We start from the raw sequence: 26,188 nt of genomic DNA, 5'->3' as shown, positions 1-26,188 counted from the left end.
AAAAGAGGTTGAAGGAAAACTTAGTTTGCCTCAACCCCTTTTTTATATAGGTGAAGATTATGTTGAAAATTTTCAATACATTAACCCGTCAAAAAGAAGAATTTAAACCAATAACACCTCGCGAAGTAAACATGTATGTCTGTGGACCGACAGTTTATAACTACATTCATATTGGAAATGCTCGCTCAATCGTAGCCTTTGATACCGTGCGTCGTTATCTTGAATTTTTAGGTTATGATGTAAAATTTGTTTCTAATTTTACTGATGTTGATGACAAAATGATCAAAGAAGCTAATAAAGAGGGGATTACAGTTCCAGAGGTCGCCGATCGATTTATTAAAGCCTTTTATGAAGATATTGCCGCCATTAACGTTCAAAGAGCAACAATTAATCCTAGAGCAACTGATAATATTCAAGAAATCATTGATTTTATCGCTGATTTAGTAAAAAAGGATTATGCTTATGAATCTCAGGGGGATGTTTTCTATAGAGCCCGCAAGTTCAAACATTATGGCGAACTTTCTGATCAAAATATTGATCAGTTGGTTGAGGGTGCTTCTGAACATATTGGAGATACAGAGTTTGATAAGAAGCAAGACCCAATTGATTTTGTACTTTGGAAGAAAGCTAAGCCTGGTGAAATTAAATGGGATTCGCCTTGGGGTGAAGGTCGTCCGGGTTGGCATATTGAATGTTCAGTTATGTCGACTAAATACTTAGGCGATACTTTTGACATTCATGGTGGTGGTCAGGATTTGGAATTCCCTCATCATGAGAATGAGATTGCCCAAAGTGAAGCTAAAACAGGAAAGAAATTTGTTAACTATTGGATGCATAATGGTTTTGTGACAGTAGAAAACAATGAAAAGATGAGTAAATCACTAGGTAACTTTGTTACAGTTCATGATTTAGTAAAAACAACCAATCCACAAGTGTTACGTTTCTTCTTGTCGTCAACACATTATCGTCGACCACTTGAATATTCTAAGACTAACTTACAAAAGGCTGCCGATAATTTGGACAAGATCAAAACGGCTTATAATAATTTGAAGTTTAGGCTAGATGATGCAACTGAGTCAGTGGATATTGAAAATATTCAGAATCAAGTTGAGAGAATTATTACTGATTTTAGAACAGCTATGGACGATGATTTTAACGTTCAAAATGGTTTAACAGAAATATTTAATCTGGTTAGCTTAGCCAATAACTACAGCTCTCAAGAGACAGTTGCTAAAAATGCTGTGAATGTTATTCTAGAAGCTATGGTTAATTTAACAAGTATTTTGGGTGTGCAATTAGATAGTCAACAAGATTTGTCTGCAGAAATTCAAAATATGGTTGACCAACGTGACCAAGCGCGTGCAAATAAAGATTTTGCAACGAGTGATAAGTTGCGTGACCAATTAAAAGAAATGGGTGTGATCCTCGAGGATACACCTCAAGGAACACGGTGGCATATTGATGACTGATGTTAAAAAGTTTAATGGTGTAACTCTGGCATATTTAGGGGATGCCGTTTACGAGGTTTTTGTACGTGAACATTTACTTTCCAAGAATATTGTTAAAGTTAATGAATTACAGCACCAAGCCAAGCACTATGTTTCGGCCAAAGCTCAAGCATCTTTGATTACCTTGATGCTGGATAAAGATGTTTTGACAGAACAAGAGATTAGGATTTATAAAAATGGTCGAAATGCTAAGAAACAAACCAAAGCAAAGAATACCAGTGTAGTTACATATCATATGTCAACTGGATTTGAAGCTGTTTTTGGTTATTTAGATTTGACTGATAACAAAGCACGGGTTAGAGAATTAGCACAATGGTGCATAGATGAAGTAGAGAGTGGTGAAGCCGATGACAGACAATTCGAATAATACGGAAGAAAAAGAGTTAATTTACGGAGTTCATTCAGTTATGGAACTATTGAAATCCGCAACCGCTGATCAACGTGTTAATAAAGTTTTGGTACAAAAGGGACTTTCAAGTGAACATATTGCCGAGGCAATTAAGCTGGCTAAACGTGATCGTCTAATTGTTCAAGAAGTACCCAAGAATAAATTGGATGATATTAGTGATGGTGGAAACCATCAAGGTATGGCGGCTTATATTGCTCCTTATCAATACGCCGAATTAGATGATATTTTTAAAAATGCCGAGAAAAAAAATGAAGATCCATTTATTTTGATCTTGGATAAGATTGAAGATCCCCATAACTTGGGTTCAATCATGAGAACAGCTGATGCTGTAGGCGTTCATGGAATTATCGTACCAAAGCATCGTTCAACAGGTCTAACGTCGACTGTTGCTAAGACCTCAACTGGTGCAATTGAGCATGTGCCAGTGGTTCGAGTAACTAATTTAGTTAATACTATTAAAGATTTAAAGAAACGTAATGTTTGGGTCTTTGGTACAGCTATGGAAGGTGATAATTACCGTAACTGGAATGCCAAAGGAGCAATAGCTCTAATTATTGGTAACGAAGGTAAGGGCATTTCACCACTAGTTCTTAAACAAGCAGACCAAACATTGAATATTCCAATGGTTGGACATGTGCAAAGTTTGAACGCTTCAGTTGCAACCGGTGTTCTGTTGTATCAAGCTTTTGCTTCAAGAAATGCTTAAATTAATGAATGAAGTATAATTTGAAAAATTATATTTCATTCGTTTTTTTTGTAAACAAATGTTCTCTTAAAATCAAAACTATCACGTGTTATTTTATTAATTATAAGATTATTGTCCGTAATAAAATTACCAAATGCATAGCGACGAAACACTATGGATTGATCAGATTAGAACTAATAATGATTCATTTGCATTGAGTAAATTGATTGAGAAATACCGACCAATGATTGATAACATGTGCAATAAATACTATATTGTTGGTTTTGACCACAGTGATTGGTATCAAGAAGCTTTTTTTATTTGTTATCAAACATGTAAAATATTTGATGGTTCGACTGGTTCAAAATTTGGTAGTTTTTTTAAATTAAGGTTTAGAAATCATGCAATTGATTTAATTAGACGAGAAAATGCTAACAAACGAAAAGTAAATACATTAGCTAAACTTTTAGAAGAAAGTGATCAAGATCAGTTGACGACGCCAGGTCATAGGAGACTAGTGGAACTTTCAGAACATATTGAACAAGTGACCAGTACAATGGGACAAGATGAGTTGGTTGCTATGCAATTCATTTTCGGAAAAATTACTTTAAAAAAGGCTTGTGACGATATTAATTGTGATGAAAAAAGGTTTCAAGAAATTGTTTTTTCCTGTAAAAAGAAAATTTCAGGATATAATTCTTAATTATTTGTCATGAGATTGCAATGGACAAACTACCTTCCAGAGTTTACAATTAATAAGATTAAGATTAGATTTTGGAGATAAACATGGGATTAAGAAAAGTCGCCCTTGCTTGTGAAGTTTGTGGTTCACGTAACTATACGATCACTGAGAACCCTAACAGAACAGAACGCTTAGAGGTTAAGAAGTTCTGTAAGCACTGTGGTAAACATACATTACATAAAGAAACAAGATAATCTGGAGGAACAAATGAAACTATTTAAATTTTTTGGTAGTGTCAATAAAGAAATGAAATTAGTTGTTTGGCCTACATTTAAAGAAAACAGACGTGATACATGGACTGTTATCGCAACGTCATTGATGTACGCAATCTTCTTTGCATTAGTTGATTGGGGATTGGTTGCATTATTACAAACATTTGTAATGGGTAAATAGATTGTAACTACAGTCAAAATTTGCTATTATACTTGTAACGAAAAAAACTTCGACCTGTTCGGAGTTTTTTTATTTTGAATTTTTGGAGGAAATTATGGCTGAAGCTGGCGAAAAGCAATGGTATGTACTGCATACCTATTCAGGATACGAAAACAAAGTTAAGGAAAATCTTGAATCACGTGCTCAATCAATGGGTATGGAGGATTATATTTTCCGTGCAGTTGTTCCTGAAGAAGAAGAAACAAAGGTAAAAAACGGTAAAGAAAAGAAAGAAATGGAAAAGACTTTTCCTGGATATGTTCTAGTAGAAATGGTTATGTCCGATGAATCATGGTTTATCGTTCGTAATACTCCAGGTGTTACCGGTTTTGTCGGCAGTCACGGTTCTGGTAGTAAGCCAGCACCTCTATTACCTGAAGAAATTGACAATATCTTAAGTCAATTCGGTATGAGTTCTCAAAACAATCCATCTGACTTTGAAATTGGCGAAACAGTTAAAATTACTGATGGTGCTTTCTCAGATACTCATGGTAAGATCACAGAAATTGATGAAGAGCATAGAAAACTTAAAGTTGATGTTGATATGTTTGGACGTATGACTAGTGCTGAAGTTGATTTTTCAGCTGTTGAAAAGTAAAAAATCTTATTGCTAAGACTAGTAGACCGTGCTACTATATAACGGTATGTTTTTGATACATACATGTGGGAGAGAAAATTTTGATTCTCATCATGACCACATCACGGAACAAGGAGGTATGCACCGTGGCTAAAAAAGTTGCTAACGTAGTAAAATTACAAATTCCTGCTGGACAGGCTACTCCAGCTCCTCCAGTTGGTCCTGCTTTGGGACAAGCTGGTATTAACATTGTTGCCTTTACAAAGGACTTCAATGCACGTACACAAGATCAAAAGGGAATGATCATTCCTGTTGTTATCTCAGTATACGAAGACCGTTCATTCGATTTCGTTACAAAGACACCACCAGCTGCTGTTCTATTGAAGAAAGCTGCTGGCGTTGAAAAGGGCTCTGGCGAACCTAACACAAATAAGGTTGCCACTGTTACTGAAGACCAAGTTCGCGAAATTGCTGAAACCAAGATGAAAGACCTAAACGCTGCTAGTGTTGAATCTGCAATGCGTATGGTTGCTGGTACTGCAAGAAGTATGGGCTTTGAAGTAAAGTAAAAGACTAGATTTAAGCAGTTTACAGGGATGTGAAAGCATTCTTAACAAGTGGGAGGAGAAAATATTAATCTCCGAAAGACCACAAAGCAAGGAGGAACTTAGCATGGCTAAGCATGGAAAGAAATATACAGAAGCATTAAAACAAGTAGATAAAGATAAAAAATATACTGCTGAAGAAGCTGTTGAATTATTAAAGAAAGTTGACTTTGCTAAATTTGACGCAACCGTTGAAGTTGCTGTTAACTTGGATGTAGATCCAAAGCAAGCTGATCAACAAATTCGTGGTGCTATCGTACTGCCTAATGGTACTGGTAAGACACAAAAGGTTATTGTCTTTGCTGAAGGACAACAAGCTAAGGATGCTGAAGCAGCCGGTGCTGATATTGTTGGCTCAGATGACCTTGTTGAAAAGATTCAAGATGGCTGGTTGGACTTTGATGTTGCTGTTGCAACACCACCAATGATGGCTAAAGTAGGTCGTTTAGGTCGTGTTCTTGGACCTAAAGGTTTGATGCCTAACCCTAAGACAGGTACTGTTACAATGGATGTTACAAAGGCTGTTAATGATATTAAAGCCGGACAAGTTACATACCGTGTTGATTCAAATGGTCTTATTCATGCACCAATTGGTAAGATCTCATTTGATACAAACAAGATCGTAGAAAACTTTACAACATTCTACGATGCAATCTTGAAAGCACGTCCAGCTTCACTTAAGGGTGGATATGTAACAAGTGTTAACTTGACATCTACATTTGGACCTGGTCTAAAAATCAACGCTTAATTAGTGTTGACTAACTACCAAAATAATGATAGATTAATATAGTTGATTTCTACCGAAGACTCAGGTGATGAAAGTCTTAATATCCTGCCGAGGCCAGAAGATTATTTCACTTAATCTCTGTGTCCTTAGGGCACAGAGATTTTATTATTTTTAAGCCAATTTTGTAGATAATTAACTAAAAAATTGTGGAGGTGAAACGTAATAATGAAGCAAGATGTATTAGCAGCAAAACAAGCACAAGTTGATGAAATTGCTAAACAATTGGTTGGCGCAAAGTCAGTAATCGTTGTTGATTACTTAGGTCTAACCGTTGAACAAGTAACAGAAATGCGTGCTGAATTACGTGAACAAGGTGCTACAATGCAAGTTATCAAGAATACAATCTTGAGACGTGCAGCTGAAAAAGCCGGTGTTGAAGGTCTAGAAGAATACTTCGTAGGACCAACAGCTATTGCTTATTCAGAAACAGATCCAGTTGGACCTGCTAAAGTAGCAGCTAAATTTGCCAAAGATGTTGAAGCCGTTGAAATTAAGGGTGGTATCATCGAAGGTAAAGCAGCAACTCTTGATCAAATTCAAGAACTTGCAACATTACCAGACAGAGATGGCTTGCTATCAATGTTGGTATCTGTATTACAAGCTCCAGTTCGCGACTTTGCTATGGTTGTTAAGGCCGTTGCAGACAAAGACGACGAACCTGCCGCTTAATTAATATTACTAAACAAAAAACTCATAATATTTGGAGGATACTATAATGGCTTTAGATACACAAAAGATTATCGATGATTTAAAAGAAGCTTCAATCCTAGAACTTAACGACCTTGTTAAGGCTATCGAAGAAGAATTTGACGTTAAGGCTGCTGCTCCAGTTGCAGCTGCCGGTGCTGCTGGTGGCGACGCTGCTGCAGAAAAGGACTCATTTGACGTTGAACTTACAGAAGCAGGTCAAGAAAAGGTTAAGGTTATCAAGGAAGTTCGTGGTATCACAGGACTTGGCTTGAAAGACTCAAAAGACCTTGTTGATGGTGCTCCTAGCGTTATCAAGGAAGGCGTTGCTAAGGCTGACGCTGACGAAATGAAGTCAAAACTTGAAGCTGTTGGTGCAACAGTTACATTGAAGTAATTCATTTTAATGATAAAATTAATCCTCGTAAAGAGGATTTTTTTTTACCCTCAAATAGAAAGGTGAAAAATATGGCGAATCAATATTTTGAAAATGATCCTGGTCTTGAACATGAAGTGAAGAATTTTAATTTTACTTTGAGAGATCACAATTTTGATTTTATGTCGGATAGTGGAGTTTTTTCTAGACAAACAGTTGATTATGGATCACGAGTTTTAATAGAAGCAATCGATTTCCAAGATATTCCAGCCGGCAACATCTTAGACGTTGGTTGTGGTTATGGTCCTATCGGTTTGTCTTTGGCAAAAGAGCAAGATAAACGTCAGGTAACCATGGTTGATGTTAATTTACGAGCATTAGACCTAGCAAAGAAGAATGCTGATAATAATCAAATTAAAAATGTTGAAATATTTGAATCAGATACTTATAAAGATGTTAAGGGCAAATTTGCTTTAATAGTTTCCAATCCACCAGTTAGAGCGGGGAAAAATGTTGTTAATTCAATTCTGGCTGATTCTAAAGATTATTTAGAACCTAATGGTGAATTGTGGATTGTTTTACAAAAGAAGCAAGGCGCTCCTTCGGCCAAAAAGTTGATGGATCAAACATTTGGTAATGTTGATGTTGTAGTACGTGATAAAGGATATTACATTCTAAGAAGTAAATTAATTTAAATTATTCCGGGATATGTTATATTCATACTGGAGGCGTTTTCTTATGAAGAAAAAAATTTTAATTGTCGCAGGACTATCAATAGTTTCAGCTGGATCAATGTTAATGGTCAAATCGCTGATTAAGTATTTGAAAAATAAAACAGTTAATAAAGAACGTGAGAAATTAGAATCCTATGTGGATAAATATCTTCAAGGTAATGAAAAATTATTGGAATTCGTTGGTACACTTTCAGACGAACAAGTTAAAGAATTAATTGGAATTTTAGAGTCACTTCAAAAAGAAAAGAATCAATTAAAAATAAAAGCACCTGTTTTTCCAAAATACTTAGAAAAGAAAGTAACCAATTTAATAGGTTAAAATGATATTTTCAGAAGACAAAATAAATCAATATATGGATTTGGCCTTAGATGAAGCTAAAAAAGCACAGGAACGTAAAGAGGTACCAATTGGCTGTATTATCGTTAATAATGTTACTGGCGATGTAATTGCTAGAGGATCGAATGAACGTGAGGAAACTCAAAATGCAATAAAACATGCTGAAATAATTGCCATTGAAAAAGCCTGTTCAAAAATTGGCAGTTGGCGCTTGGAACATACAAGTTTATTCGTTACTTTGGAACCTTGTCCAATGTGTGCCGGTGCTATTATTAACAGTCGAATTGAAGGAGTTTATTATGGTGCCAAAGATCCCAAGGCTGGTTCTGTTGGCTCAATTAATAACCTTTTGACGGAGACTAGCTATAATCATCAACCAATTGAAATTATTAGTGAGATCAAGGCAGAAGATTCAGCTAAACTTTTACAAAATTTCTTTAGAGAAATTAGGCGTAAAAAGTAGCAAAATTTTATAATTTATAGTATTATAGTTATTGCCGTAAGGCCTTAGGGCAATGGTGCTCTTGTGAATCGTGTCAGGTTCGGAAGAAAGCAGCACTAAGTAAGGTGTACCATGTGCCTTTTGTTATGTAAATTAGCCTCCTAATCTTTTTAGATTAGGAGTTTTTTTGTCTTTGAAGAAAGAGAATGTAAATTTTTTCTAAACGGTATTTGATAAAACTCTTGTGGTAAAATTTATATATTAGATTTTTTGAAGGAGAAAAAATGGCATATCAAGCACTATATCGAGTTTGGCGTCCCCAAACTTTTTCTGATGTAATCGGTCAGGATGTCATTACCCAAACATTGCGTAATGCAGTTGCTAGTCACATGACCAGTCATGCTTATTTATTCAGTGGACCACGTGGTACGGGTAAAACATCTTGTGCCAAAATTTTAGCCAAAGCGGTTAACTGCTTGAATCCACACGATGGTGAACCTTGTAATGAGTGTGAGATTTGTATAGCTGCGAATGAAAACCGTTTGAACGATGTAATTGAAATTGATGCTGCTTCTAATAATGGTGTTGAAGAAATTCGTGATATTCGTGATAAAGTTAAATATGCTCCGACTGAAGCCAAATTTAAGGTTTATATTATTGACGAAGTTCATATGCTTTCTCAGGGTGCTTTTAATGCCTTGCTAAAAACGCTGGAGGAACCACCTGAGAATGTTATGTTTATTTTAGCTACGACGGAACCACAAAAAATTCCAGCAACTATTATTTCAAGAACGCAGAGTTTTAATTTTAGAAGAATTTCTCGTCTGGATATTCTTAAACGAATGACTTTTATTTTGGATGATAAGAATATCAATTATGATGAAGAGGCTTTAAACATTATTGCTGCTTCTGCCGAAGGTGGAATGCGTGATGCATTGAGCATATTGGATCAAGCTTTATCTTATGGCGATGATGAGTTGACCTTGAAGAACGCCCAGGAGGTTACAGGTGCTCTCAGTAATGAACAGATTGTTTCCTACATGACAGCTATTGCTGATAATAAACCAGCCGAAGCATTGACTAGTTTGTATCAAATACTGGCTAGTGGGCGTTCAGCGTTGCGTTTTACAGAGATGATCATACGGGTCTGTCGGAATTTAATTTTGTACAACTCCAATTCTGATTTATCTAAACAAATGGATAATTCGGTAATGACACAGGAATTATTGGATATTGCCGATAAATTTGATAATACTCGTTTATTTTATATTGTTGATCAAGTCAGTGCTACGCAAAAAAATATTAAAAATTCCAATCAAACAGATATTTATATGGAAATTTTAACTGTCAAAATCAGTGAACCCAAAATTACTCAGGAAAAACAACCATTAATTGAATCAACTGATGATGGAAATGATACTGAATTTGATAAGTTACGCGATGAAATTTCACATTTACAAAACCAAGTAAAGAGTTTGTCTACTAATGGTATTAATAATAGTGAAGCCCCTGCACCTAAGAAAGTCCATCGTCGGGCTAATAACAATGCTCGTTTGAACAAAACCGCAATCTATAAGGTTTTAGGGAGCGCTACTAAAGATGATTTGGTCTCTGCTCGTGATATATGGCCCGATTTAATGAGTATGCTTTCAATTACTCAACGTGCTATGATGAAAGTCGCAGAACCAGTTGCTGCATCATCGGATGGTATTGTCGTGGCCTTTGACTATGCTATGTGGTTTGAACAGGCTCAAGACGATACAACATTTTTAAAAGAACTTAGCGATAATGTTAGTCGATTAATGAAAAAGGATTGTCAGATAGTTCTGGTTCCCAAAGCTGATTGGCCTAATATTAGAAAAGAATATATTCACAATAATATTGATTCAAGCAATCAAAACAATGTAGAATCTAAGAAAGAAACTAAAAAAACTGATCCCACTGTCGATGAAGCGTTAAAATTATTTGGTAACGATGTGGTTGATGTAAAAGACGATTAGGAGGAATTATTATGAGTAAAGGTATGCCAAATATGGGTGGAATGGGTGGCAACATGGCCAACATTATGAAACAAGCCCAAAAAATGCAAAAAGAAGTTCAAGCTACAACAGAAGAACTTAATAAAACAGAATATACTGGAAAGTCAGTTGATGATTTTGTAGTTGTTAAGGTTACAGGTGATAAGAAAATTGCCGATCTAACTATCAGTGAAAAGATTATTGATCCTGATGATCCTGATACATTGCAAGATATGTTGATCGATGCTTTGAATAATGCCTTTGAAGCAGTAGATAATGATAAACAAGCTAAACTAGGTAAATACACAAACGGGTTGATGTAATGAAATATCCAGAACCAATATCGAAATTAATTGATAGTTATATGATGCTACCAGGTATCGGTCGTAAGACTGCTACAAGAATGGCTTTCTTTACCTTGGGCATGGATAAAGACCAAGTGAAAGAATTCGCCGATAATTTGATTGCCGCAAAAACAGATTTACGTTCATGTAAAATCTGCGGCAATATTACAACAGAAGAAATTTGCAATATTTGTAGTGATAAGAGTCGTGATCAATCAACTATTTTAGTAGTTGAACAGGCCAAAGACATTATGTCTTTGGATGATATGAATGGATATAATGGTTTATATCACGTACTAGGAGGGGTCTTATCGCCAGTTGATGGAATTGGCCCAGAAGATTTGAATATTAAGCTGCTGTTAAATCGTTTGAAGGAAAATCAAAGTGTTAGAGAGTTGATTATTGCTACAAACGCTACTCCAGAAGGAGAGGCAACCGCTCAGTATTTAGCCAAATTAGTTAAGCCAGCAGGAATAAAAGTAACTAGACTAGCACACGGATTAGCCGTGGGATCTGATATTGAATATGCAGACGAAATGACTCTAAAGAGTGCAGTTCTAGGTCGCAGGGAGATTTAACATGTTTGGTAGAAGAAAAGTAACCGTCCAGAAAATGGAAGACGATCGCCTCTTAGATAATATTCACCAGATTCAACAAAGAATCGGGAATACACAAAGAATGATGAATAATTCGGTTGATATAGACGATACGACTAGAATACGTTTAAAATTAGATCAATTGAAATATCAATTTTTATATTTAGAAGCTAGAAGAAGAAAAGCTAAGGCCAAGGCAACAACGAACATTATCTTTGGAGATGAGGATACGTTCTTGAAACAACCTAGTCGAGCAGAGAAACACTGGTAGAATTAAGACTAGTAATTATTGTTGTATAATTTGTTATTAAAATAGTTTTACTGATTAAAAATAAATAGTCTGTATTGATCTTCAACAATGTTTACAAAAGAACATTGATTGATATCAATACAGACTATTTTTAAATATTTAGAATAGAGTTAATACACTTGCTGATCTAAAAAAGCTGTGCATAAGCTCGTTATATTAATTATTTCTCAAGTCTCTCAATGTCAAAAGTTTCATTTATCCACAATTTCAAGTAAAATAGTAGTAATCATCTAGGAGAGATTATATATGCCAGGAATATTTATATCGTTTGAAGGACCAGATGGAGCGGGCAAAACCACAGCTCTAAATAAACTAATGCCATTGTTGCAAGAACGGACGAATAAAGAAATCGTTCTTTCAAGAGAACCAGGTGGTAGTCCTATTTCTGAAAAAATCAGAAAAATTATTTTGGATATTCACGATCAAGAGATGGATGACCGAACAGAAGCTTTATTATATGCCGCAGCTAGACGTCAGCATCTGATTGATGTTATCTTGCCAACTTTAAATGAAGGTAAAGTGATGCTGAGTGATCGTTTTGTTGATAGCTCAATTGCATATCAAGGCGGTGGTCGTCAGATCGGTACCAAAGAGGTTGGTGAAATAAATGACTTTGCTATTGATGGGCATTTACCAGATCTAACAATCTACTTTGATGTAACCCCAGAGGTTGGTTTAGCTAGAATCAAAAAAGATCATGAAGGTGCAATGGACCGCTTGGAAAAGGAAGCTATTGATTTTCATAATCGAGTTTATGATTCATATATGGATATTGTAAAAGCAAATCCTGATAGAATTAAAGCAATTAATGCACAGCAAGCACCTGATCAAGTTGTACAAGATGCATTAACTGTTATCGTAAATAGATTTCCTAATATTTTTAATAAAGGAGAATAATTATGAAACTTATTGTCGCAATCGTACAAGATAAAGATAGTCAACAATTACAAACACGCTTGGTTAAAGATGGCTTCAGAGCCACTAAATTACCATCAACTGGTGGTTTCTTAAAAGCCGGAAATTGTACTTTTTTAATTGGTGTAGAAGAAGACAAAATTGATGATGCTTTGAATATTATCAAGAAGACCTGTCATACAAGAACACAATACGTTACACCAACCTTCCTTATGCCGGAGGCCGCTTCTAGTTTAAGTGATCCAGTTGAGGTTCAAGTTGGCGGTGCTACATGTTTTATCCTGCCTGTTGATAAATTTGTGAGATTTTAAAATGGAAAACTTAGTTAAAGAACAACCACGTGTTGTTCATGAATTTCAAAAGATTATTTCTTCAAATATGTTGTCGCATGCTTACTTAATTGATAATGCTTCTTCTAAGATAAGACATCAGATGGCTATTTGGTTAGCTCAAAGTCAATTCTGCGATAACCTAGAAAATGGAATGCCGGATCAAACTTGTCAAAAGTGTCAGACAATAATATTAGGCGATAACCCTGATGTACTTGAAATTAAAACTGAAAAACAGAGTATTGGGGTCGATGATATTAAATTCTTCAAAAAAGAAGCCAATATGGCTGCTACTCAAGGTAAGAGAAGAATCTTAATTATTGATGAAGCAGAGAAAATGACCGTTCAAGCGGCGAATAACCTGTTGAAAACTATTGAAGAACCAGAAGGCAATTTGATGATTATTTTATTAGCTGATTCTTCTAAACAGTTGCTTCCAACGATTCAATCTCGAGTACAAATTTTTCATTTGTCTAATCAAAGTAATGAAGATGAAATAGCAAGTCTGGTTGAATTAGGTTTCAAAGAAGAACAGGCGTTGCGGGCTTTAAAAGTTAGTGATATCAAATATTTGGAAAGTACCACTGGTGAAAAATATCAGTCATTGTTGTCAGCTATTACAAATTGGTTGAAAGAAGTAAATCAACAAAAAATAAATTGTTTTGTGGACGTACAGACTGATCTAATGCCATTGGTAGAGAATAAAGACCAACAACATTTGGTATTTAATATGTTGAATCAAATTTTTAGTGATATATTATCAATTAGGTACAATTTAGAAAAATCAACATTAACCCCTGTGGATATCTTAGAAAAAAGAAATATTCAAAAGATTATTAACATGTCAGATGATTTATTCACAGCTGAACAAATGTGGAAAAGTAATGTATCGTTTCAAGCTATTTTAGAAGATTTGTCATTAAAATTTGTGGATTAGTAGGTGAAGTTATGGCAGAGAAGGATTTATATGATGAATTTGAGACAATTACAAATCAATTAAATGATATAAGTAAAAAAGTTTCTTTGCTTAAAGAAGAATTATCCAAGACCTTGGAAGAAAAAGAAGAATTAAAGATGGAAAATCATAATCTTCGAAAACATTTGGAAAAGGTTGGCTATGAAGATAAGGATTTCAAGGGTAATACGTTATCCGATTCACGATTGAATTTGGAAAATTTATATCGTAAAGGATTTCATGTTTGCCAACAATTCTATGGAACACATCGTAAGAATAATGAAGAATGTATTTTCTGTATGAATGTTTTGTATGGAAGTAATGGCAAGGGCAAAAAGAACAAAGTTAAAATTAGATAAGGGGAGCTATTTGAATGAAGGAACAGAGAAGTTTTGGTGATAATTCAAAGGGTTGCCTTTTTTTAGTGCCAACGCCAATTGGTAATTTGGAAGATATAACTTTACGGGCATTGAAGACATTAAAAGAGGTTGATTTGGTTGCGGCTGAGGATACTCGTAATACCGGGATATTATTAAAAAAATTAGAGATACCAGCTAATTTAATAAGTTTTCATGAACATAATACTGCCCAGCGTATTCCAGAATTAATAGAAAAAATGAATGCGGGAACCAAAATCGCTCAAGTTAGTGATGCAGGTGCTCCCTCAATTAGTGATCCGGGTAAGGAATTAGTTAAGGCAGCTATTAAGGCTGATATTCCAGTTGTACCATTACCTGGTGCGACTGCTTCAATTACTGCGTTGATTGCCTCTGGAATTGCTCCACAGCCATTTTACTTCTTTGGTTTTCTACCTCGTAAAGGTAAAGAAAGAACTGAGGCTTTAGAAAATTTGGCAAACCGGGTTGAAACAACTATTGTTTATGAGTCTCCTTATCGGGTCAAAAAAACAGTTCAAGATTTGATAGAGGCTTTTGGTCCTGATCGACAAATCACCTTAGCACGTGAATTGACCAAGATTCATGAGGCTTTCTTAAGAGGAAGCCTGTCACAGGTAGCAGAGTATTATGAAGAAAATGATCCTAAAGGTGAGTATGTATTAATTATTGCCGGTAAACCAGAGGAGACCATTGAGGTAGAATCTGATGATGATTTGGTTCTTGCAGTTGATAAATTGGTTGACCAAGGTATTAAACCGAATAAGGCGATCAAAGAAATAGCAACTAAGAACGGTCTCAAAAAACAAGATGTTTATAATCTTTATCACGGAATTGGAGAGGAATAAAAAGTGACAGAGAAGAGAACTTTTTCAATCGAGATGGAGGTACCGTATTATTTTGTCAATTTTACTGGCGACATGCGCTTGTCAGCTTTGGTCGATATAATGCTTTTAACCTCTGAAAAACAACTCCATCAGTCTGCTGTGGATAGTAGTGAGATGGTAAAAAATAATGGCTTGGGATGGGTTGTGGTTCAATATCATATGGATATTAAACAGATGCCACGTCTAGGACAAAAGTTAAAAATCACTACTCAAGCAACAAGTTATAATAAATATTTCTTTTATCGTGATTTTTGGATTGATGATGAGAATGGCAATAGAATGGTAGATGCTACCAGTGCATTTGTCCTAATTGATATTAAAGAACGCAAAATTGTTGGTGCAGCTGATCGACTAGATGATAAATTTGGAGCTGAAGAAACTAGTAAATTAGTTCGTTTTCCAAGAATTAAAGTACCAGCTGATTTTGACTTCAAACAGGCACAGCATATTGGTTACTATAATATTGATGTTAATAAACATGTTAATAACTCATATTATTTTGATTGGATGGTTGATACTTTAGATATGGATTTTATTGCCAACCATCATATTAAGAGCATGGATATTAAGTACGATAAGGAATTGAATATTGATAGTCAACCTATGGCTTTTGCTAAAATTGATAATACGAACAATAAATCTATTCATTGGATAAAGAGTGGTGACGTTCTGAACGTTGTTGCTGAATTTGAATGGGAAAATAAATAATTTCAGAGCAAATTACTTGTTTACAGAAAAAATAGTGCTATTATAAACGAGTACTTAAAAATTTGGGGTAGGATTCAAGGCGTTAAGTGTCGATGGAACGGAATGTGAACATCGGACAAAGAGTTTTCTCGCGATCTTGTTTCCGCATTCGCCACTTTATATATGTCTCGTTTGCCTATATCTGGTGGCAGCTCCTTTGGGGAGATGTCGATTATGAACAGTAGAAGCACAGTAGTTAGTGTTCAAGAAATTACTTGGATGTCGTTGTTGATAGCAATGCAGATGGTATTGTCCAAGTTATCTATTGGTAGTAACACTTTGAAAGTAGGATTTAGTTTTATTGCAATTGGTTTATTGGGTTATTATTTTGGACCATTTAAAGCTGCTATTGCCAATGTAATTGCTGATGTGATCAGTAATGTGGTAATGCCGTCAGCTGGTGGATTCTTCTTAGGATTCACATTTTCGGCTTTAGTAGCTGGATTAATTTACGGTTTCATGTTGTACAATCACAAAGTAACGGTTTGGAGAACTTTCGTTACAGTTCTGTTGATTACAGTGGTTGTTAATACAGGGATGAATACCTTGTGGATTAACATGATGACTAATATTCCTTATGTGACTTTATTAATTCCAAGATTGGCAAAAGAGGCTTTCAGTTTAGTTTATCAAACGGGTCTTTTATACATTGTCCTTAAATGGATTGATAATTCAAAATTTAATAGAATCGGCCAATAGGGTCGATTTTTTTTTGTTTAAATATTTGTGATAAAATAGGTTTTATGAAGAATGAGGGATAAATATGAAAATATTAGCGTTTGATACATCTAATAAGCCTTTATCCGTTGCAGTTGTAGTCGATGGTGAGGTTTTAGCACACGTGGAGTCAACCGAAAAGAAGACTCATAGCATCAGTATTTTGCCAGATATAAAAAACACGCTGGAAGAATCTAATTTAACGATCAATGATATTGATTTAATTGCTGTTTCCAAAGGACCCGGCTCTTACACTGGTGTCAGAATTGCGGTTACAGTTGCTAAAACATTGACTGATACGTTGTCTAAAAAATTAGTTGGCGTTTCTAGTTTGGAATTATTAGCGGCCAATGGAGATAAGGCTCATATTTTAGTACCACTGATGGATGCTAGAAATGATAATGCCTTTGCCGGAGTGTATCAGAATTCACGTGATAATTTTGTTAGCATAATGCAAGATCATCACACCTCGATGGAAAAGTTATTTGATGCATTGAAGCAATACGATGAAAGTCAGTTAGAATTTATTAACGCTACACCAAGATTACAAGAGTTAATTCAAAATCAATTTCCTAATGCCAAAATCATTACCAGTGAAAATTCATTGCCAGATGCAGCCAAATTAGCTAAGTTAGCGGAAACAAAGAAACCAGTTGAAAATATTGATGATTTTGTTCCAACATACTTACGTCTAACGCAGGCGGAACATGACTGGTATGCTAAGGGGCATAAGGACAATGGCAATGTTTCCTATGTTGAAGAAGTTTAAAAACCTGTTTATTAATAAAGCACCAAGATTTGATTTTGAAGAACAAGTAATAACGATTGACGATCAGAAATTTACTTTGAGAAAAGCTATTCAAAAAGATGCAATTGAATATATGAAAGTGCAAGAAACAATCTATCCGATTCCGGTGCCTTGGCCAATTGACATTGTTAAGATGGAAATAAGTAATAAAAATGCGCTTTATTTGTCCTTAATTGATAAAGAACAAGTAGTAGCTTTTATTGGCGTGTCATTGGGTGATAAAAGTGAATCACATATAACTAATTTAGCAGTACATGTTGATTATCAAAATATGGGAATTGGGCATCTTTTGTTAAACCAGGTTTTTGACTATTGTCGTAAACGTAATTATCAGAAAATGTCGTTGGAAGTTGATGTGACAAATGATCCGGCACTTGCTTTGTATGATGCCTTTGGCTTTAAGGTAAAAACTGTCCATAAAAAGTATTATTTTAGAAATCATCACGACGCATTGGAAATGATGGTTGATCTGTGAGGAGATTATTGTGGAAAAAGATACATTAATATTGTCATTTGAAAGCAGTTGTGATGAGACATCAGTTGCTGTTATTAAAAATGGTAAAGAAATCTTATCAAATATTATTGCTACACAAATAAAGAGTCATCAACGTTTTGGAGGGGTAGTTCCGGAAGTTGCCAGCCGCCATCATGTAGAAGAGGTTACTAAATGTATCAATTTGGCCTTAGACGAAGCTAAAGTAGATTATGATGATTTGGACGCCGTAGCGGTTACTTATGGACCTGGACTAGTAGGATCGCTTTTGATTGGTATTATGGCTGCTAAGACAGTTGCCTTTGCACATGATTTGCCTTTAATTAAAGTAAACCATTTAGCGGGACATATTTATTCGGCTAATTTTGTAACCGAGTTGCAATATCCATTTATGTCTTTACTTGTTTCCGGTGGTCATACTGAACTAGTTTTAGTAACCGGACCTGGAGAGTTTCATACACTTGGTGATACACGTGATGATGCTGTTGGTGAAGCTTATGACAAGATAGGACGGGTTTTAGGGATTAATTATCCAGCTGGTAAAAAAGTTGATCAAATGGCTGCTATTGGACATGATACTTTTAACTTTCCAAGAGCCATGGTTCAAGAGGATAATTTGGACTTTAGTTTCAGTGGCTTGAAGAGTGCTTTTATTAATACAGTTCATCATGCTGATCAAGTTCATGAGGAATTAAATAAAGATGATCTAGCCGCTAGTTTCCAAGGGGCTGTTTTAGATATATTGTCCAATAAAACTTTTCGTGCTTTGAAGCAACATCCTGTCAAACAGCTTGTTGTTGGTGGAGGCGTTTCTGCTAACCAAGGATTACGCAAACGTTTGGCTGAGGAAATTGAAAAACGTCATTTGGATATGGAATTAGTCTTTCCACCTTTAAGACTTTGTGGTGATAATGCTGCCATGATCGGTGCTATGGCTCAAATTCAGTATGATAAGGGCGATTTTGCTGATTTGGATTTGAATGCTGATCCTAGTTTGGACTTTGATATGTAATTTGTAAGGTATAGAGTAAGTAGTCGGATTTTGATTACTTGCTCTATTAAAGATTTAGAAACAGTAAAATATCTTCTAGGTAGGACCATATTATTATTCAAAAGAAAATCCATGATATATCAAGTTCTCTCTTGATTAATGGTACAAAAAAAGACCGGCAATAAAATTACCGATCAAATAATCAACGTTTCTGACTAATAGATATATAAGAATAGCGCTGAGCATGATACCAAGACTCAGTATACTCAAGTGGTGTTTGTTCAATGTCATATAAGATATCAATGACATTTAGGGCAACACCATTTTTTGTTTTATATAAATTTTGAGCTATTTCTCCATCAACACTAGTGGCACTTACAACCTCTTTGTCATATGAAAATTCCTTATGAAATTCTTGTTCTAAGATTCGATAAAAAGAGTCATTCTCGAAATCATATTTATCAAGTTTAGGGAATAGGTTGACTGGTGTATAGATTTTTTCAATTGAAAATGGTTTATTATCAGCTAGACGCAATCGTTTTATAAAGAAACAAAGTTCGTCTTCATCCATTGCTAAAGAGAGGCGGACGATTTCTGGTGGGACCAATTTTTTGAATTCAAGCACTTTGCTACTGGGGGTTAATCCACGATCTTTCATCTGTTCAGTAAAGCTATGGATGTATTGGCTTCGCTGAATGATACGTTTATTAATAAAAACTCCTTTGCCTTTTTCACGATATAATAGTCCATCTGCAACTAAGTTATTTAAAATTTGTCTGGCGGTCATGCGACTGATTGAGAATCGTTCCATAATTTCTCTTTCAGTCGCATATTTTTTATTATCCGCGTTTTTCATATGACTGATTTCATTATGCAGTGTTTTAATAATTTGTTTGGTTGAGGGCTTGATAGATGCCAATTGTGTCACTCCTTAGTACTTAATTAATTCATTATATACTTATCTATACATTATAAAAGATATTGAATTAATTTTTAATGATAGTACAATCAATATATAAATATTGTATATACAATATTAAAAGGAGAATCCAATATGGATCTAATGAGAGAGTACTGTCAAACAATTAACCAAGATATGAATTATATAATTACAGAAGAAAAAGCAGCCATTCAAAGCGCGTCCAATTTGATAACTAGTAGCGTTGAGCAAGGCAACAAAATTTATTTCTTTGGAACTGGGCACTCATATATTGTTGGTCAAGAGGTTTTTGCTAGAGCAGGTGGATATGCACAATTTATTCCTATTTTGGAAAATGAGTTGGGGATGAATCATGCTTTTAAGAGTACTTTGATTGAACGAACAGCTTCATACGCCGATGTTTTAATGGGACTATATTCCTTCCAAAAAGGTGATGTGATTGTTATGACGTCTAATTCTGGTAGGAATGCTCTGTTAATTGAACTGGGGTTGAGACTTAAGAAAATTGGTGTGAAAATCATAGGTATAACAGCACTAACGGCCTCTAAAAATAGTACTAGTCGGCACAAAAGTGGTCTTCGTCTATATGAAATAGCTGATGTTGTTTTAGATAATCGTTCGGTTTATGGAGATGCAAGTATTACCCATTCCGATAAAGTTAAAACTGGTCCTACATCTACGATAATGAGTTGTTTCATCGCTCAACTTTTGGTCAGTGATTTTGTACAACAAGAGGTTGACAAGGGAATAGATGTGCCTGTTTTTAGAAGTAGTAATATTGATGGCGGCGATGAGTACAATGAGAAACTGTTTGAAAAATATCGTCGAAGCTAATTAAAATAAAGTTGTTAATTCTTTTTTTAGAAATTAACAACTTTTTATTTAAAAAATATTTTGATCTGTGGTACAAAAGTAGTGAGGTGCATTCATGAAAACCAAAATCAAAATTTCATATGTGATTTTAAAGTATGACGATCAAACTGATAATATTTTTACTAAGGTGACTAATAATGAAAATCATCTATACGAGTTGCCGACCTTTGACTATGTTCAAAAACAGGATGGCAATTTAAATGATGTCAAAAGGTATATTTTAGAAAAAATGATAGATTTTGATGTTTATTTAAACGAGAGAGATATATTTATTCCATTTGTGAATATATCTTTTGAAAATCAGATAATAATTTACGATTATGTGGCAATTGTTTTTGAATCAAATAAGACTGCCCTTTCAGCAATGAGTTATGAGTCTTGGTATAGGATCAATTTCAATCATAAAAGACAGGTTTGGAATTTGGAATGGGGCAGTGGTGTAACTGATCCAATTGATATGAAACTGAATAATAGTGCCTTCACTAATTTTAGAGTTAATTCTGGTGATAATGATGGAATTAATTTTGATAATGTAATGTATTTTATTACTGAACAAACCCGTGATTTTCCAATCTTAGGATTGTTATCGGGGGACTTCTTCACAATGAAGCAAGTTCAGCATTATCAAGATTTATTAGGAATTGATGCTTTAAAGGCTGGAAGTAATGAAACTTTTGAACGTCAGTATGCGGATTCTATTCAAGTAATTAAAGATGATCATTTGACGACAGCTTATAAGTTTAAGAAGGAATATTTGAAGAAGTAGGAAATTTTTAAAATAATAAAGACCGATCTAGTAACCATTCAGTGGCTAGTAGATCGGTCTTTATTTGTCTAAATAGATTTTTCTAATTTACTCATCCACAAAGCTAAGAAACAACCTGCAACGAATAGTACTAAGCTAAGTGTAATTTCTAACCCAGTGATTCCTTGATAGGAAATACTTTCTTCAAGATAAGGGTTAGGAATCAAAATCAAAACAGTACTGGCTAAAACGATACCTAAGATGAAATGATAGACCCTAGAATGATGATGCTCAATTAAGCTTTCCATAACCTTAGAGAAGGTTAAAATGGCAATTACGCCACCTAAAGCAATTGGAGTAAACACCATTGGGTCAAAATTTTTGAATCCTTGTAACATTGGTGTATAGATTCCTAAGATAATTAATAAGTTGGAAGGACTAAGTCCAGGAACAAAGACTCCTAAAGCAATTAAGATACCGGCAATAGTAAACCCAAAGAAGTTGGCTGGGATTGTACCTAGAATTTCACTCATAAAGAAGAGAAAAAGTCCTCCGCCAATCAAAGTGATCCAGAACCAAAAAATATCGTACTTATCACGCTTTTTCTTAGTTGTTGAGGCTTTAATAAGAGTTGGCAGGGTGCCGATAATAGTACCTGCAAATCCCCAAAGGACTATCACTTGATAATTTGAAAGTAAATATTTCAGGGGCCTTGATAAGATACCAATTCCCACGATTCCACCGATACCTACGGGAAGAAAATAAAGAAAATCTTTTTTGAAGTTTTTTCTGATGTGGGCCATAAAACCTAGTAACCGTTCATATAAACCAAGAACAGCAGCTAAAACACCACCAGAAACTCCGGGGAGAATGAATCCTAAAGCGATAATCACGCCTTTAAAAAAGCGAGTGATAACGTTATCTCGTTTTGTTTTCATAGGTCCTCTTCTAAAAATATATTTTATTAAAATTATCAAATTACGGATATTTAAGCAAGTTATTTATTGTTGAAATCTTCTAATTCGATTGATTTTTCGGTCCATTCTTCTTCAACTTTATCTTGTAGAGCCTTATTCTCATCAAGTTCCTTTTGAAGATCAGCTAACTTACTATATGATGTTAGATTTTCTTCTTTAGTCATTTCCTTTTGGATGGCATCATTTTTTGACTCTAATTCAGCAATTTGATTTTCCAAATCTTCAACTTGACGACGAATCTTGCGCTCTTGTTTTTGTTGTTCCTTGGATTGTTGATATTGAACCTTTTTTTCACTGACAGTTGATGTCTTGGTATTTTCCTCAACAGGGGTATCAGTAGTTTTTTCTACGTAATAATCGTAATCGCCTAGATAAACTTTGCTGCCGTGTTCACCAATATCGACAATTCGATTAGCTAAGGTATTCAGTAAATATCTATCATGGGAAACGAAAAGAACAGTTCCAGCAAAGTTCTTCAAGGCATCTTCCAGAACTTCCTTGCTATCAATATCCAGATGGTTAGTAGGTTCATCCATAATTAAGAAATTATCGTTTTCCATTGATAACTTGGTTAAAGTTAGACGTGCCTTTTCACCACCAGAAAGTCCAGCAACTGGTTTAAGAACGTCATCACCACTGAACAGAAAGGCACCTAATTTATTTCTGATGACTTGTTCATCAAGACGAGGATATATATCCCAAATTTCATGAAGGACATCTTTTTTAGGATCAAGGCCCTTCAGGTTCTGATCATAGTATCCAATTTGCACGTTGGCACCAAATTGACTAGTACCTTTGATCATTGGAATTTTACCAAGAATAGATTTCAAAAAGGTAGATTTACCGATACCATTTGGACCAATAATACCAACACGTTCGCCTTTTTTGACATCAAGATTGATTGGTTCAGACATAATTTGATCGTCATATCCAATGGCGGCGTCTTTAACTAACAAAACGTCATTACCGCTTTCTTTATCAATATCAAATGAAAAATGAACTGAACCTTGGTCGCTACCTGGACGGTCTAGGACATCCATATGCTCCAATTTACGACGTCTACTTTGAGCCATTTTAGTTGTTGAAGCTCGAACAATATTCTTTTGAATATATTCTTCAGTTTTTTTGATCTCAGCCTGTTGTTCTTCGTAGTGCTTCCAAGCTACCTCTTGATTCTTTTTCTTTTCTTGAAGATAGAAGGTGTAGTTTCCTGAATAATGTGTAGATGAATGTTGATTAATCTCTACAATTTCAGTAACTACTTTGTCAAGAAAGTACTGATCATGAGAAACAATTACTAAGGCACCGCGATAACCTTTAAGATAATTTTCCAACCATTCAACGGTATTAATGTCCAAATGGTTAGTAGGTTCATCTAATAATAAAATATCATGATGTTCTAGTAGCATTTTTGCCATAGCTAAGCGAGAACGTTCGCCACCAGAAAGAGTAGAAATTTTGTCATGCCATACTTCCTCTTCAAATCCAAAACCCTTGAGAACGCTACGAATTTCAGATTGGTAACCATATCCATTTTCTTGACGGAAAGTGTTTTGTAATTGATCATATTGTTTTAAAATGTCGTCGTAATCTTTAGTATTTGGGTCAGCAATTTTTGCTTCGAGAGCATGCATTTTCTTTTCTTGAGATTTCAAGTAATCAAAGACATGTTCCATTTCTGAAAAAATTTCACTATCGCTATTTAAACCAGAATCTTGTGCCAAATAACCAATATTAGTGTCTTTTTTCAGGGCAATATTGCCACTGTTATAACTCTCTTGATCAGAGATTATTTTTAGTAGAGTTGATTTCCCAACTCCATTTCGTCCAACTAAACCAATACGGCTGTTGTCTTGGACTTCGAAACTAACATTTGAGAAAAGTTTTTTAGTTCCAAAATTTTTTGTAATGTTTTGTGCTTGTAATAAAATCAAGTTGATTGCTCCTTTACCTTATTCACAATTTTATCATTAAATAATAATTTATGTCTTTATAGCTCTAACGTATTGCGTTTTTTGTGATTTTTATTTACTATGAATGTTAGTGAAATGACACACATATGGTGGTAAATTATGACAAAAACAACAGTTCCAAACGCAACGATAAAGCGTTTACCAATTTATTATCGCTACTTCCAATTCCTTAAGGATGAGGGTACAAAAAAAATCTCCTCTGGAGAATTATCAGAAGGGGTCAAGATAGATAGTGCTACAATTAGACGTGACTTTTCATATCTAGGTGCGCTTGGAAAGCGTGGCTATGGCTACGATGTAAACGATTTAGTAACTTTCTTCAAGAAGTTGCTGAATCAAGATAAGCGTACTAATGTGGCCTTAGTTGGTGTCGGTAATTTGGGTAACGCCTTATTAAATTATAACTTTTCTCGGACAAATAATGTTCGAATTGCTGCAGCTTTTGATATTAATAAAGAAATTGTTGGAACGGTCAAGAGTGGAGTTCCTGTATATGATATTAGTGAATTAAAGGAACAACTAAACTTACAACAGATTGATGTTTGTATTTTGACAGTTTCTTCAAACGCTGCCCAAGCGACTGCTGACATCTTGGCTGATGCCGGTGTACGTGGAATCTTGAACTTTACGCCAGTTATTATCAATGTACCAAGCAGTATCCGTGTTCATTATGTCGATTTAGCAAATGAATTACAGACACTGATTTTCTTCTTAGATCGTGATAAGTCAGCGACAGAAGAATCAAATTAATTTTTTGGGGGAAATTACTTATGAGTGAACCTTTATTTCTAAAGCCAGTTTTTCATGAGAAAATCTGGGGTGGTAGAAAGTTAGAAACAAAATTTGGTTATGATATTCCAGAAGGTACGATTGGTGAATGCTGGGCTATTTCTGGACATCCACATGGTAGATCACAGGTTGAGAATGGTGAATTTGCTGGACAATATGTTGATGATCTTTGGAAAAATCATGGTGAACTATTTGGCGATCCAAAGGGAAAAGTATTCCCATTATTAACTAAGATCTTGGATGCTGAAGCTAGTCTTTCTGTTCAAGTACATCCTGATAATGAATATGCTGCTGAACATGAGCATGAATTAGGCAAGACTGAATGCTGGTATATTATTGATGCTGAACCGGGTTCATATCTAATTTATGGTCATAATGCTAAAAATAAAGCCGAATTAGATCAAATGATCGAATCAGGAGATTGGGATCATTTGCTAAGAAAAGTTCCTGTTAAGACTGGTGATTTTTATTATGTACCAAGTGGAACAGTTCATGCTCTGAATAAAGGTATTATGGCTCTAGAGACACAACAAAGCAGTGATACAACATATCGTTTATATGATTATGACCGTGTCGATAAGACAACCGGCAAGAAACGTGATCTTCATATCAAACAATCAGAAGATACAATTACTGTTCCACACCAAGATCCAAAATTAAATATTGAATCAAAACAAAATGGTAAGAATAAATTTACAACGTTTGTTCAACCACCAGTATCACCATTTTTCTCAGTCTATCATTGGGAAATTGCTGAACCAGTTGAATTACATCATCAAATCGGTAAGTATACTTTGATCTCTGTTTTGAATGGTGAAGGTAAAATTACTGTTGATGGTAAAGACTACGATTTGAAGAAGGGAATTCATTTAATTGTTCCCGCAACAGTTGACGCTTGGACACTTAGTGGTGATTTAGATATTATTGCTTCAGAATCTGGCGAAGAATAGAATACAATTCTAATAAAAATATTAAAAATAATTCATATAATGCAGAACATACAAAAAGTAAACACGTATATTCTGTATTTTTTTTTGTCAAAATTATCCAGAAATCGAACAATAA

The 26,188-nt window shown here is 34.8% G+C and carries 35 protein-coding genes, 1 other RNA gene, 1 riboswitch and 1 other annotated feature; of the genes, 33 read left to right on the top strand and 3 right to left on the bottom strand.

Annotation, left to right across the window (positions count from 1 at the left end; all coding sequences use genetic code 11):
- Positions 1-59: 59 nt before the first annotated feature.
- The 29 genes from cysS to tsaD all read left to right on the top strand — a co-directional run bounded on the left by cysS (position 60) and on the right by tsaD (position 18,847).
- Complete coding sequence (cysS, locus tag CBP76_RS09920; RefSeq protein WP_102196725.1) at positions 60-1,469, top strand: cysteine--tRNA ligase; 1,410 nt, start codon at positions 60-62, stop codon at positions 1,467-1,469.
- Positions 1,462-1,875, top strand: a complete 414-nt coding sequence (locus CBP76_RS09915; RefSeq protein WP_102196724.1) for a Mini-ribonuclease 3 — start codon at positions 1,462-1,464, stop codon at positions 1,873-1,875. Before cysS ends, CBP76_RS09915 begins: the two co-directional genes overlap by 8 nt.
- The gene (rlmB, locus tag CBP76_RS09910; RefSeq protein ID WP_102196723.1) at positions 1,856-2,623 is read left to right on the top strand and encodes a 23S rRNA (guanosine(2251)-2'-O)-methyltransferase RlmB; all 768 of its coding nucleotides are present in this window, start codon (positions 1,856-1,858) and stop codon (positions 2,621-2,623) included. The genes CBP76_RS09915 and rlmB overlap by 20 nt, the downstream gene beginning before the upstream one ends.
- A 133-nt stretch (positions 2,624-2,756) precedes the next feature.
- Positions 2,757-3,305, top strand: coding sequence for a sigma-70 family RNA polymerase sigma factor (locus CBP76_RS09905; RefSeq protein ID WP_102196722.1), 549 nt, complete (start codon positions 2,757-2,759; stop codon positions 3,303-3,305).
- An 83-nt stretch (positions 3,306-3,388) separates the two neighbouring features.
- On the top strand, positions 3,389-3,538 hold the full coding sequence (gene rpmG / locus CBP76_RS09900; RefSeq protein WP_057880839.1) for a 50S ribosomal protein L33: 150 nt from the start codon (positions 3,389-3,391) through the stop codon (positions 3,536-3,538).
- A 13-nt stretch (positions 3,539-3,551) separates the two neighbouring features.
- Positions 3,552-3,737, top strand: a complete 186-nt coding sequence (gene secE, locus CBP76_RS09895) for a preprotein translocase subunit SecE (protein WP_102196721.1) — start codon at positions 3,552-3,554, stop codon at positions 3,735-3,737.
- Between the two features lie 94 nt (positions 3,738-3,831).
- Entirely contained in the window at positions 3,832-4,374 is a 543-nt protein-coding gene (gene nusG / locus CBP76_RS09890) for a transcription termination/antitermination protein NusG (protein ID WP_102196720.1), read from the top strand.
- Between the two features lie 125 nt (positions 4,375-4,499).
- Entirely contained in the window at positions 4,500-4,922 is a 423-nt protein-coding gene (gene rplK / locus CBP76_RS09885) for a 50S ribosomal protein L11 (RefSeq protein ID WP_010018673.1), read from the top strand.
- Between the two features lie 103 nt (positions 4,923-5,025).
- Positions 5,026-5,706: a 50S ribosomal protein L1 gene (gene rplA / locus CBP76_RS09880; RefSeq protein WP_102196719.1), complete on the top strand. Its 681-nt coding sequence runs from the start codon at positions 5,026-5,028 to the stop codon at positions 5,704-5,706.
- A gap of 34 nt (positions 5,707-5,740) precedes the next feature.
- Positions 5,741-5,860 (top strand) — a sequence feature (ribosomal protein L10 leader region).
- 50 nt (positions 5,861-5,910) lie between these two features.
- Complete coding sequence (rplJ, locus tag CBP76_RS09875) at positions 5,911-6,414, top strand: 50S ribosomal protein L10 (RefSeq protein WP_102196718.1); 504 nt, start codon at positions 5,911-5,913, stop codon at positions 6,412-6,414.
- 46 nt (positions 6,415-6,460) lie between these two features.
- On the top strand, positions 6,461-6,829 hold the full coding sequence (gene rplL, locus CBP76_RS09870) for a 50S ribosomal protein L7/L12 (protein WP_102196717.1): 369 nt from the start codon (positions 6,461-6,463) through the stop codon (positions 6,827-6,829).
- Positions 6,830-6,900: 71 nt separating this feature from the next.
- Complete coding sequence (locus CBP76_RS09865) at positions 6,901-7,503, top strand: class I SAM-dependent methyltransferase (RefSeq protein WP_102196716.1); 603 nt, start codon at positions 6,901-6,903, stop codon at positions 7,501-7,503.
- Between the two features lie 43 nt (positions 7,504-7,546).
- On the top strand, positions 7,547-7,861 hold the full coding sequence (locus tag CBP76_RS09860; protein WP_102196715.1) for a hypothetical protein: 315 nt from the start codon (positions 7,547-7,549) through the stop codon (positions 7,859-7,861).
- Between the two features lies 1 nt (position 7,862).
- The gene (locus CBP76_RS09855) at positions 7,863-8,342 is read left to right on the top strand and encodes a nucleoside deaminase (protein WP_166667250.1); all 480 of its coding nucleotides are present in this window, start codon (positions 7,863-7,865) and stop codon (positions 8,340-8,342) included.
- Positions 8,343-8,385: 43 nt separating this feature from the next.
- An RNA gene (gene ffs, locus CBP76_RS09850) (signal recognition particle sRNA small type) lies at positions 8,386-8,468 on the top strand.
- Between the two features lie 137 nt (positions 8,469-8,605).
- Complete coding sequence (gene dnaX / locus CBP76_RS09845; RefSeq protein WP_102196714.1) at positions 8,606-10,321, top strand: DNA polymerase III subunit gamma/tau; 1,716 nt, start codon at positions 8,606-8,608, stop codon at positions 10,319-10,321.
- A gap of 11 nt (positions 10,322-10,332) precedes the next feature.
- The gene (locus CBP76_RS09840; RefSeq protein WP_102196713.1) at positions 10,333-10,662 is read left to right on the top strand and encodes a YbaB/EbfC family nucleoid-associated protein; all 330 of its coding nucleotides are present in this window, start codon (positions 10,333-10,335) and stop codon (positions 10,660-10,662) included.
- A complete protein-coding gene (gene recR, locus CBP76_RS09835; RefSeq protein WP_102196712.1) occupies positions 10,662-11,261 on the top strand; it encodes a recombination mediator RecR in 600 nt (199 codons plus the stop codon). The genes CBP76_RS09840 and recR overlap by 1 nt, the downstream gene beginning before the upstream one ends.
- A 1-nt stretch (position 11,262) precedes the next feature.
- Complete coding sequence (locus CBP76_RS09830) at positions 11,263-11,550, top strand: YaaL family protein (protein ID WP_102196711.1); 288 nt, start codon at positions 11,263-11,265, stop codon at positions 11,548-11,550.
- 285 nt (positions 11,551-11,835) lie between these two features.
- Positions 11,836-12,486 (top strand): dTMP kinase, encoded by a 651-nt coding sequence (gene tmk / locus CBP76_RS09825; RefSeq protein WP_102196710.1) that lies wholly within the window; start codon positions 11,836-11,838, stop codon positions 12,484-12,486.
- A 2-nt stretch (positions 12,487-12,488) separates the two neighbouring features.
- Positions 12,489-12,815: a cyclic-di-AMP receptor gene (locus tag CBP76_RS09820; RefSeq protein ID WP_102196709.1), complete on the top strand. Its 327-nt coding sequence runs from the start codon at positions 12,489-12,491 to the stop codon at positions 12,813-12,815.
- Position 12,816: 1 nt separating this feature from the next.
- Positions 12,817-13,770 carry a DNA polymerase III subunit delta' gene (locus tag CBP76_RS09815; RefSeq protein WP_102196708.1) on the top strand — a complete coding sequence of 318 codons (954 nt, stop codon included), beginning with the start codon at positions 12,817-12,819 and terminating at the stop codon, positions 13,768-13,770.
- An 11-nt stretch (positions 13,771-13,781) separates the two neighbouring features.
- On the top strand, positions 13,782-14,147 hold the full coding sequence (locus CBP76_RS09810; RefSeq protein WP_102196707.1) for an initiation control protein YabA: 366 nt from the start codon (positions 13,782-13,784) through the stop codon (positions 14,145-14,147).
- A 14-nt stretch (positions 14,148-14,161) separates the two neighbouring features.
- The gene (gene rsmI, locus CBP76_RS09805) at positions 14,162-15,031 is read left to right on the top strand and encodes a 16S rRNA (cytidine(1402)-2'-O)-methyltransferase (protein ID WP_102196706.1); all 870 of its coding nucleotides are present in this window, start codon (positions 14,162-14,164) and stop codon (positions 15,029-15,031) included.
- Between the two features lie 3 nt (positions 15,032-15,034).
- Positions 15,035-15,778: an acyl-[acyl-carrier-protein] thioesterase gene (locus tag CBP76_RS09800; protein ID WP_102196705.1), complete on the top strand. Its 744-nt coding sequence runs from the start codon at positions 15,035-15,037 to the stop codon at positions 15,776-15,778.
- Positions 15,779-15,839: 61 nt separating this feature from the next.
- A riboswitch (THF riboswitch) is annotated at positions 15,840-15,934 on the top strand.
- A 57-nt stretch (positions 15,935-15,991) separates the two neighbouring features.
- Entirely contained in the window at positions 15,992-16,516 is a 525-nt protein-coding gene (locus CBP76_RS09795) for a folate family ECF transporter S component (RefSeq protein WP_102196704.1), read from the top strand.
- Positions 16,517-16,580: 64 nt separating this feature from the next.
- Positions 16,581-17,303, top strand: coding sequence for a tRNA (adenosine(37)-N6)-threonylcarbamoyltransferase complex dimerization subunit type 1 TsaB (tsaB, locus tag CBP76_RS09790; RefSeq protein ID WP_102196703.1), 723 nt, complete (start codon positions 16,581-16,583; stop codon positions 17,301-17,303).
- Positions 17,272-17,817: a ribosomal protein S18-alanine N-acetyltransferase gene (gene rimI / locus CBP76_RS09785; protein ID WP_245865725.1), complete on the top strand. Its 546-nt coding sequence runs from the start codon at positions 17,272-17,274 to the stop codon at positions 17,815-17,817. The genes tsaB and rimI overlap by 32 nt, the downstream gene beginning before the upstream one ends.
- A gap of 10 nt (positions 17,818-17,827) precedes the next feature.
- Positions 17,828-18,847 carry a tRNA (adenosine(37)-N6)-threonylcarbamoyltransferase complex transferase subunit TsaD gene (gene tsaD / locus CBP76_RS09780; RefSeq protein WP_102196702.1) on the top strand — a complete coding sequence of 340 codons (1,020 nt, stop codon included), beginning with the start codon at positions 17,828-17,830 and terminating at the stop codon, positions 18,845-18,847.
- A 181-nt stretch (positions 18,848-19,028) separates the two neighbouring features.
- On the opposite strand, the gene CBP76_RS09775 is transcribed toward tsaD, so the two are convergent.
- Positions 19,029-19,745 (bottom strand): GntR family transcriptional regulator, encoded by a 717-nt coding sequence (locus CBP76_RS09775; RefSeq protein ID WP_102196701.1) that lies wholly within the window; start codon positions 19,743-19,745, stop codon positions 19,029-19,031.
- 135 nt (positions 19,746-19,880) lie between these two features.
- Between CBP76_RS09775 and CBP76_RS09770 the strand changes: the two genes are divergently transcribed.
- Positions 19,881-20,600 carry a sugar isomerase domain-containing protein gene (locus CBP76_RS09770; RefSeq protein WP_102196700.1) on the top strand — a complete coding sequence of 240 codons (720 nt, stop codon included), beginning with the start codon at positions 19,881-19,883 and terminating at the stop codon, positions 20,598-20,600.
- A gap of 94 nt (positions 20,601-20,694) precedes the next feature.
- Entirely contained in the window at positions 20,695-21,405 is a 711-nt protein-coding gene (locus CBP76_RS09765; RefSeq protein ID WP_102196699.1) for a hypothetical protein, read from the top strand.
- Positions 21,406-21,473: 68 nt separating this feature from the next.
- Here CBP76_RS09765 and CBP76_RS09760 read toward each other — a convergent pair whose 3' ends face one another.
- Together CBP76_RS09760 and CBP76_RS09755 are read right to left on the bottom strand one after the other, a co-directional pair.
- The gene (locus tag CBP76_RS09760) at positions 21,474-22,340 is read right to left on the bottom strand and encodes a DUF368 domain-containing protein (RefSeq protein WP_342746077.1); all 867 of its coding nucleotides are present in this window, start codon (positions 22,338-22,340) and stop codon (positions 21,474-21,476) included.
- 41 nt (positions 22,341-22,381) lie between these two features.
- A complete protein-coding gene (locus CBP76_RS09755; RefSeq protein WP_102196697.1) occupies positions 22,382-24,295 on the bottom strand; it encodes an ABC-F family ATP-binding cassette domain-containing protein in 1,914 nt (637 codons plus the stop codon).
- Positions 24,296-24,433: 138 nt separating this feature from the next.
- Between CBP76_RS09755 and CBP76_RS09750 the strand changes: the two genes are divergently transcribed.
- Positions 24,434-25,084 (top strand): redox-sensing transcriptional repressor Rex, encoded by a 651-nt coding sequence (locus tag CBP76_RS09750; protein ID WP_102196696.1) that lies wholly within the window; start codon positions 24,434-24,436, stop codon positions 25,082-25,084.
- A gap of 20 nt (positions 25,085-25,104) precedes the next feature.
- Positions 25,105-26,073, top strand: coding sequence for a mannose-6-phosphate isomerase, class I (gene manA, locus CBP76_RS09745; protein WP_102196695.1), 969 nt, complete (start codon positions 25,105-25,107; stop codon positions 26,071-26,073).
- Positions 26,074-26,188 lie beyond the last annotated feature (115 nt).

Source organism: Companilactobacillus nuruki (assembly GCF_002872255.1).
Taxonomy (GTDB): domain Bacteria; phylum Bacillota; class Bacilli; order Lactobacillales; family Lactobacillaceae; genus Companilactobacillus; species Companilactobacillus nuruki.
This window is presented reverse-complemented; position numbering and strand designations above follow the sequence as displayed.

Bases quoted from the DNA above. Each gene is read 5' to 3' on its own strand.
- rplL (WP_102196717.1), top strand. From the start codon at position 6,461: ATGGCTTTAGATACACAAAAGATTATCGATGATTTAAAAGAAGCTTCA.
- CBP76_RS09770 (WP_102196700.1), top strand. From the start codon at position 19,881: ATGGATCTAATGAGAGAGTACTGTCAAACAATTAACCAAGATATGAAT.
- CBP76_RS09905 (WP_102196722.1), top strand. From the start codon at position 2,757: ATGCATAGCGACGAAACACTATGGATTGATCAGATTAGAACTAATAAT.
- nusG (WP_102196720.1), top strand. From the start codon at position 3,832: ATGGCTGAAGCTGGCGAAAAGCAATGGTATGTACTGCATACCTATTCA.
- CBP76_RS09750 (WP_102196696.1), top strand. From the start codon at position 24,434: ATGACAAAAACAACAGTTCCAAACGCAACGATAAAGCGTTTACCAATT.
- rpmG (WP_057880839.1), top strand. From the start codon at position 3,389: ATGGGATTAAGAAAAGTCGCCCTTGCTTGTGAAGTTTGTGGTTCACGT.
- CBP76_RS09795 (WP_102196704.1), top strand. From the start codon at position 15,992: ATGAACAGTAGAAGCACAGTAGTTAGTGTTCAAGAAATTACTTGGATG.
- secE (WP_102196721.1), top strand. From the start codon at position 3,552: ATGAAACTATTTAAATTTTTTGGTAGTGTCAATAAAGAAATGAAATTA.
- recR (WP_102196712.1), top strand. From the start codon at position 10,662: ATGAAATATCCAGAACCAATATCGAAATTAATTGATAGTTATATGATG.
- dnaX (WP_102196714.1), top strand. From the start codon at position 8,606: ATGGCATATCAAGCACTATATCGAGTTTGGCGTCCCCAAACTTTTTCT.
- tsaB (WP_102196703.1), top strand. From the start codon at position 16,581: ATGAAAATATTAGCGTTTGATACATCTAATAAGCCTTTATCCGTTGCA.
- CBP76_RS09830 (WP_102196711.1), top strand. From the start codon at position 11,263: ATGTTTGGTAGAAGAAAAGTAACCGTCCAGAAAATGGAAGACGATCGC.
- CBP76_RS09810 (WP_102196707.1), top strand. From the start codon at position 13,782: ATGGCAGAGAAGGATTTATATGATGAATTTGAGACAATTACAAATCAA.
- CBP76_RS09840 (WP_102196713.1), top strand. From the start codon at position 10,333: ATGAGTAAAGGTATGCCAAATATGGGTGGAATGGGTGGCAACATGGCC.
- rplJ (WP_102196718.1), top strand. From the start codon at position 5,911: ATGAAGCAAGATGTATTAGCAGCAAAACAAGCACAAGTTGATGAAATT.
- cysS (WP_102196725.1), top strand. From the start codon at position 60: ATGTTGAAAATTTTCAATACATTAACCCGTCAAAAAGAAGAATTTAAA.
- rplA (WP_102196719.1), top strand. From the start codon at position 5,026: ATGGCTAAGCATGGAAAGAAATATACAGAAGCATTAAAACAAGTAGAT.
- tmk (WP_102196710.1), top strand. From the start codon at position 11,836: ATGCCAGGAATATTTATATCGTTTGAAGGACCAGATGGAGCGGGCAAA.
- CBP76_RS09915 (WP_102196724.1), top strand. From the start codon at position 1,462: ATGACTGATGTTAAAAAGTTTAATGGTGTAACTCTGGCATATTTAGGG.
- CBP76_RS09820 (WP_102196709.1), top strand. From the start codon at position 12,489: ATGAAACTTATTGTCGCAATCGTACAAGATAAAGATAGTCAACAATTA.
- CBP76_RS09815 (WP_102196708.1), top strand. From the start codon at position 12,817: ATGGAAAACTTAGTTAAAGAACAACCACGTGTTGTTCATGAATTTCAA.
- CBP76_RS09765 (WP_102196699.1), top strand. From the start codon at position 20,695: ATGAAAACCAAAATCAAAATTTCATATGTGATTTTAAAGTATGACGAT.
- rimI (WP_245865725.1), top strand. From the start codon at position 17,272: ATGGCAATGTTTCCTATGTTGAAGAAGTTTAAAAACCTGTTTATTAAT.
- rlmB (WP_102196723.1), top strand. From the start codon at position 1,856: ATGACAGACAATTCGAATAATACGGAAGAAAAAGAGTTAATTTACGGA.
- CBP76_RS09865 (WP_102196716.1), top strand. From the start codon at position 6,901: ATGGCGAATCAATATTTTGAAAATGATCCTGGTCTTGAACATGAAGTG.
- rsmI (WP_102196706.1), top strand. From the start codon at position 14,162: ATGAAGGAACAGAGAAGTTTTGGTGATAATTCAAAGGGTTGCCTTTTT.
- CBP76_RS09860 (WP_102196715.1), top strand. From the start codon at position 7,547: ATGAAGAAAAAAATTTTAATTGTCGCAGGACTATCAATAGTTTCAGCT.
- CBP76_RS09855 (WP_166667250.1), top strand. From the start codon at position 7,863: ATGATATTTTCAGAAGACAAAATAAATCAATATATGGATTTGGCCTTA.
- manA (WP_102196695.1), top strand. From the start codon at position 25,105: ATGAGTGAACCTTTATTTCTAAAGCCAGTTTTTCATGAGAAAATCTGG.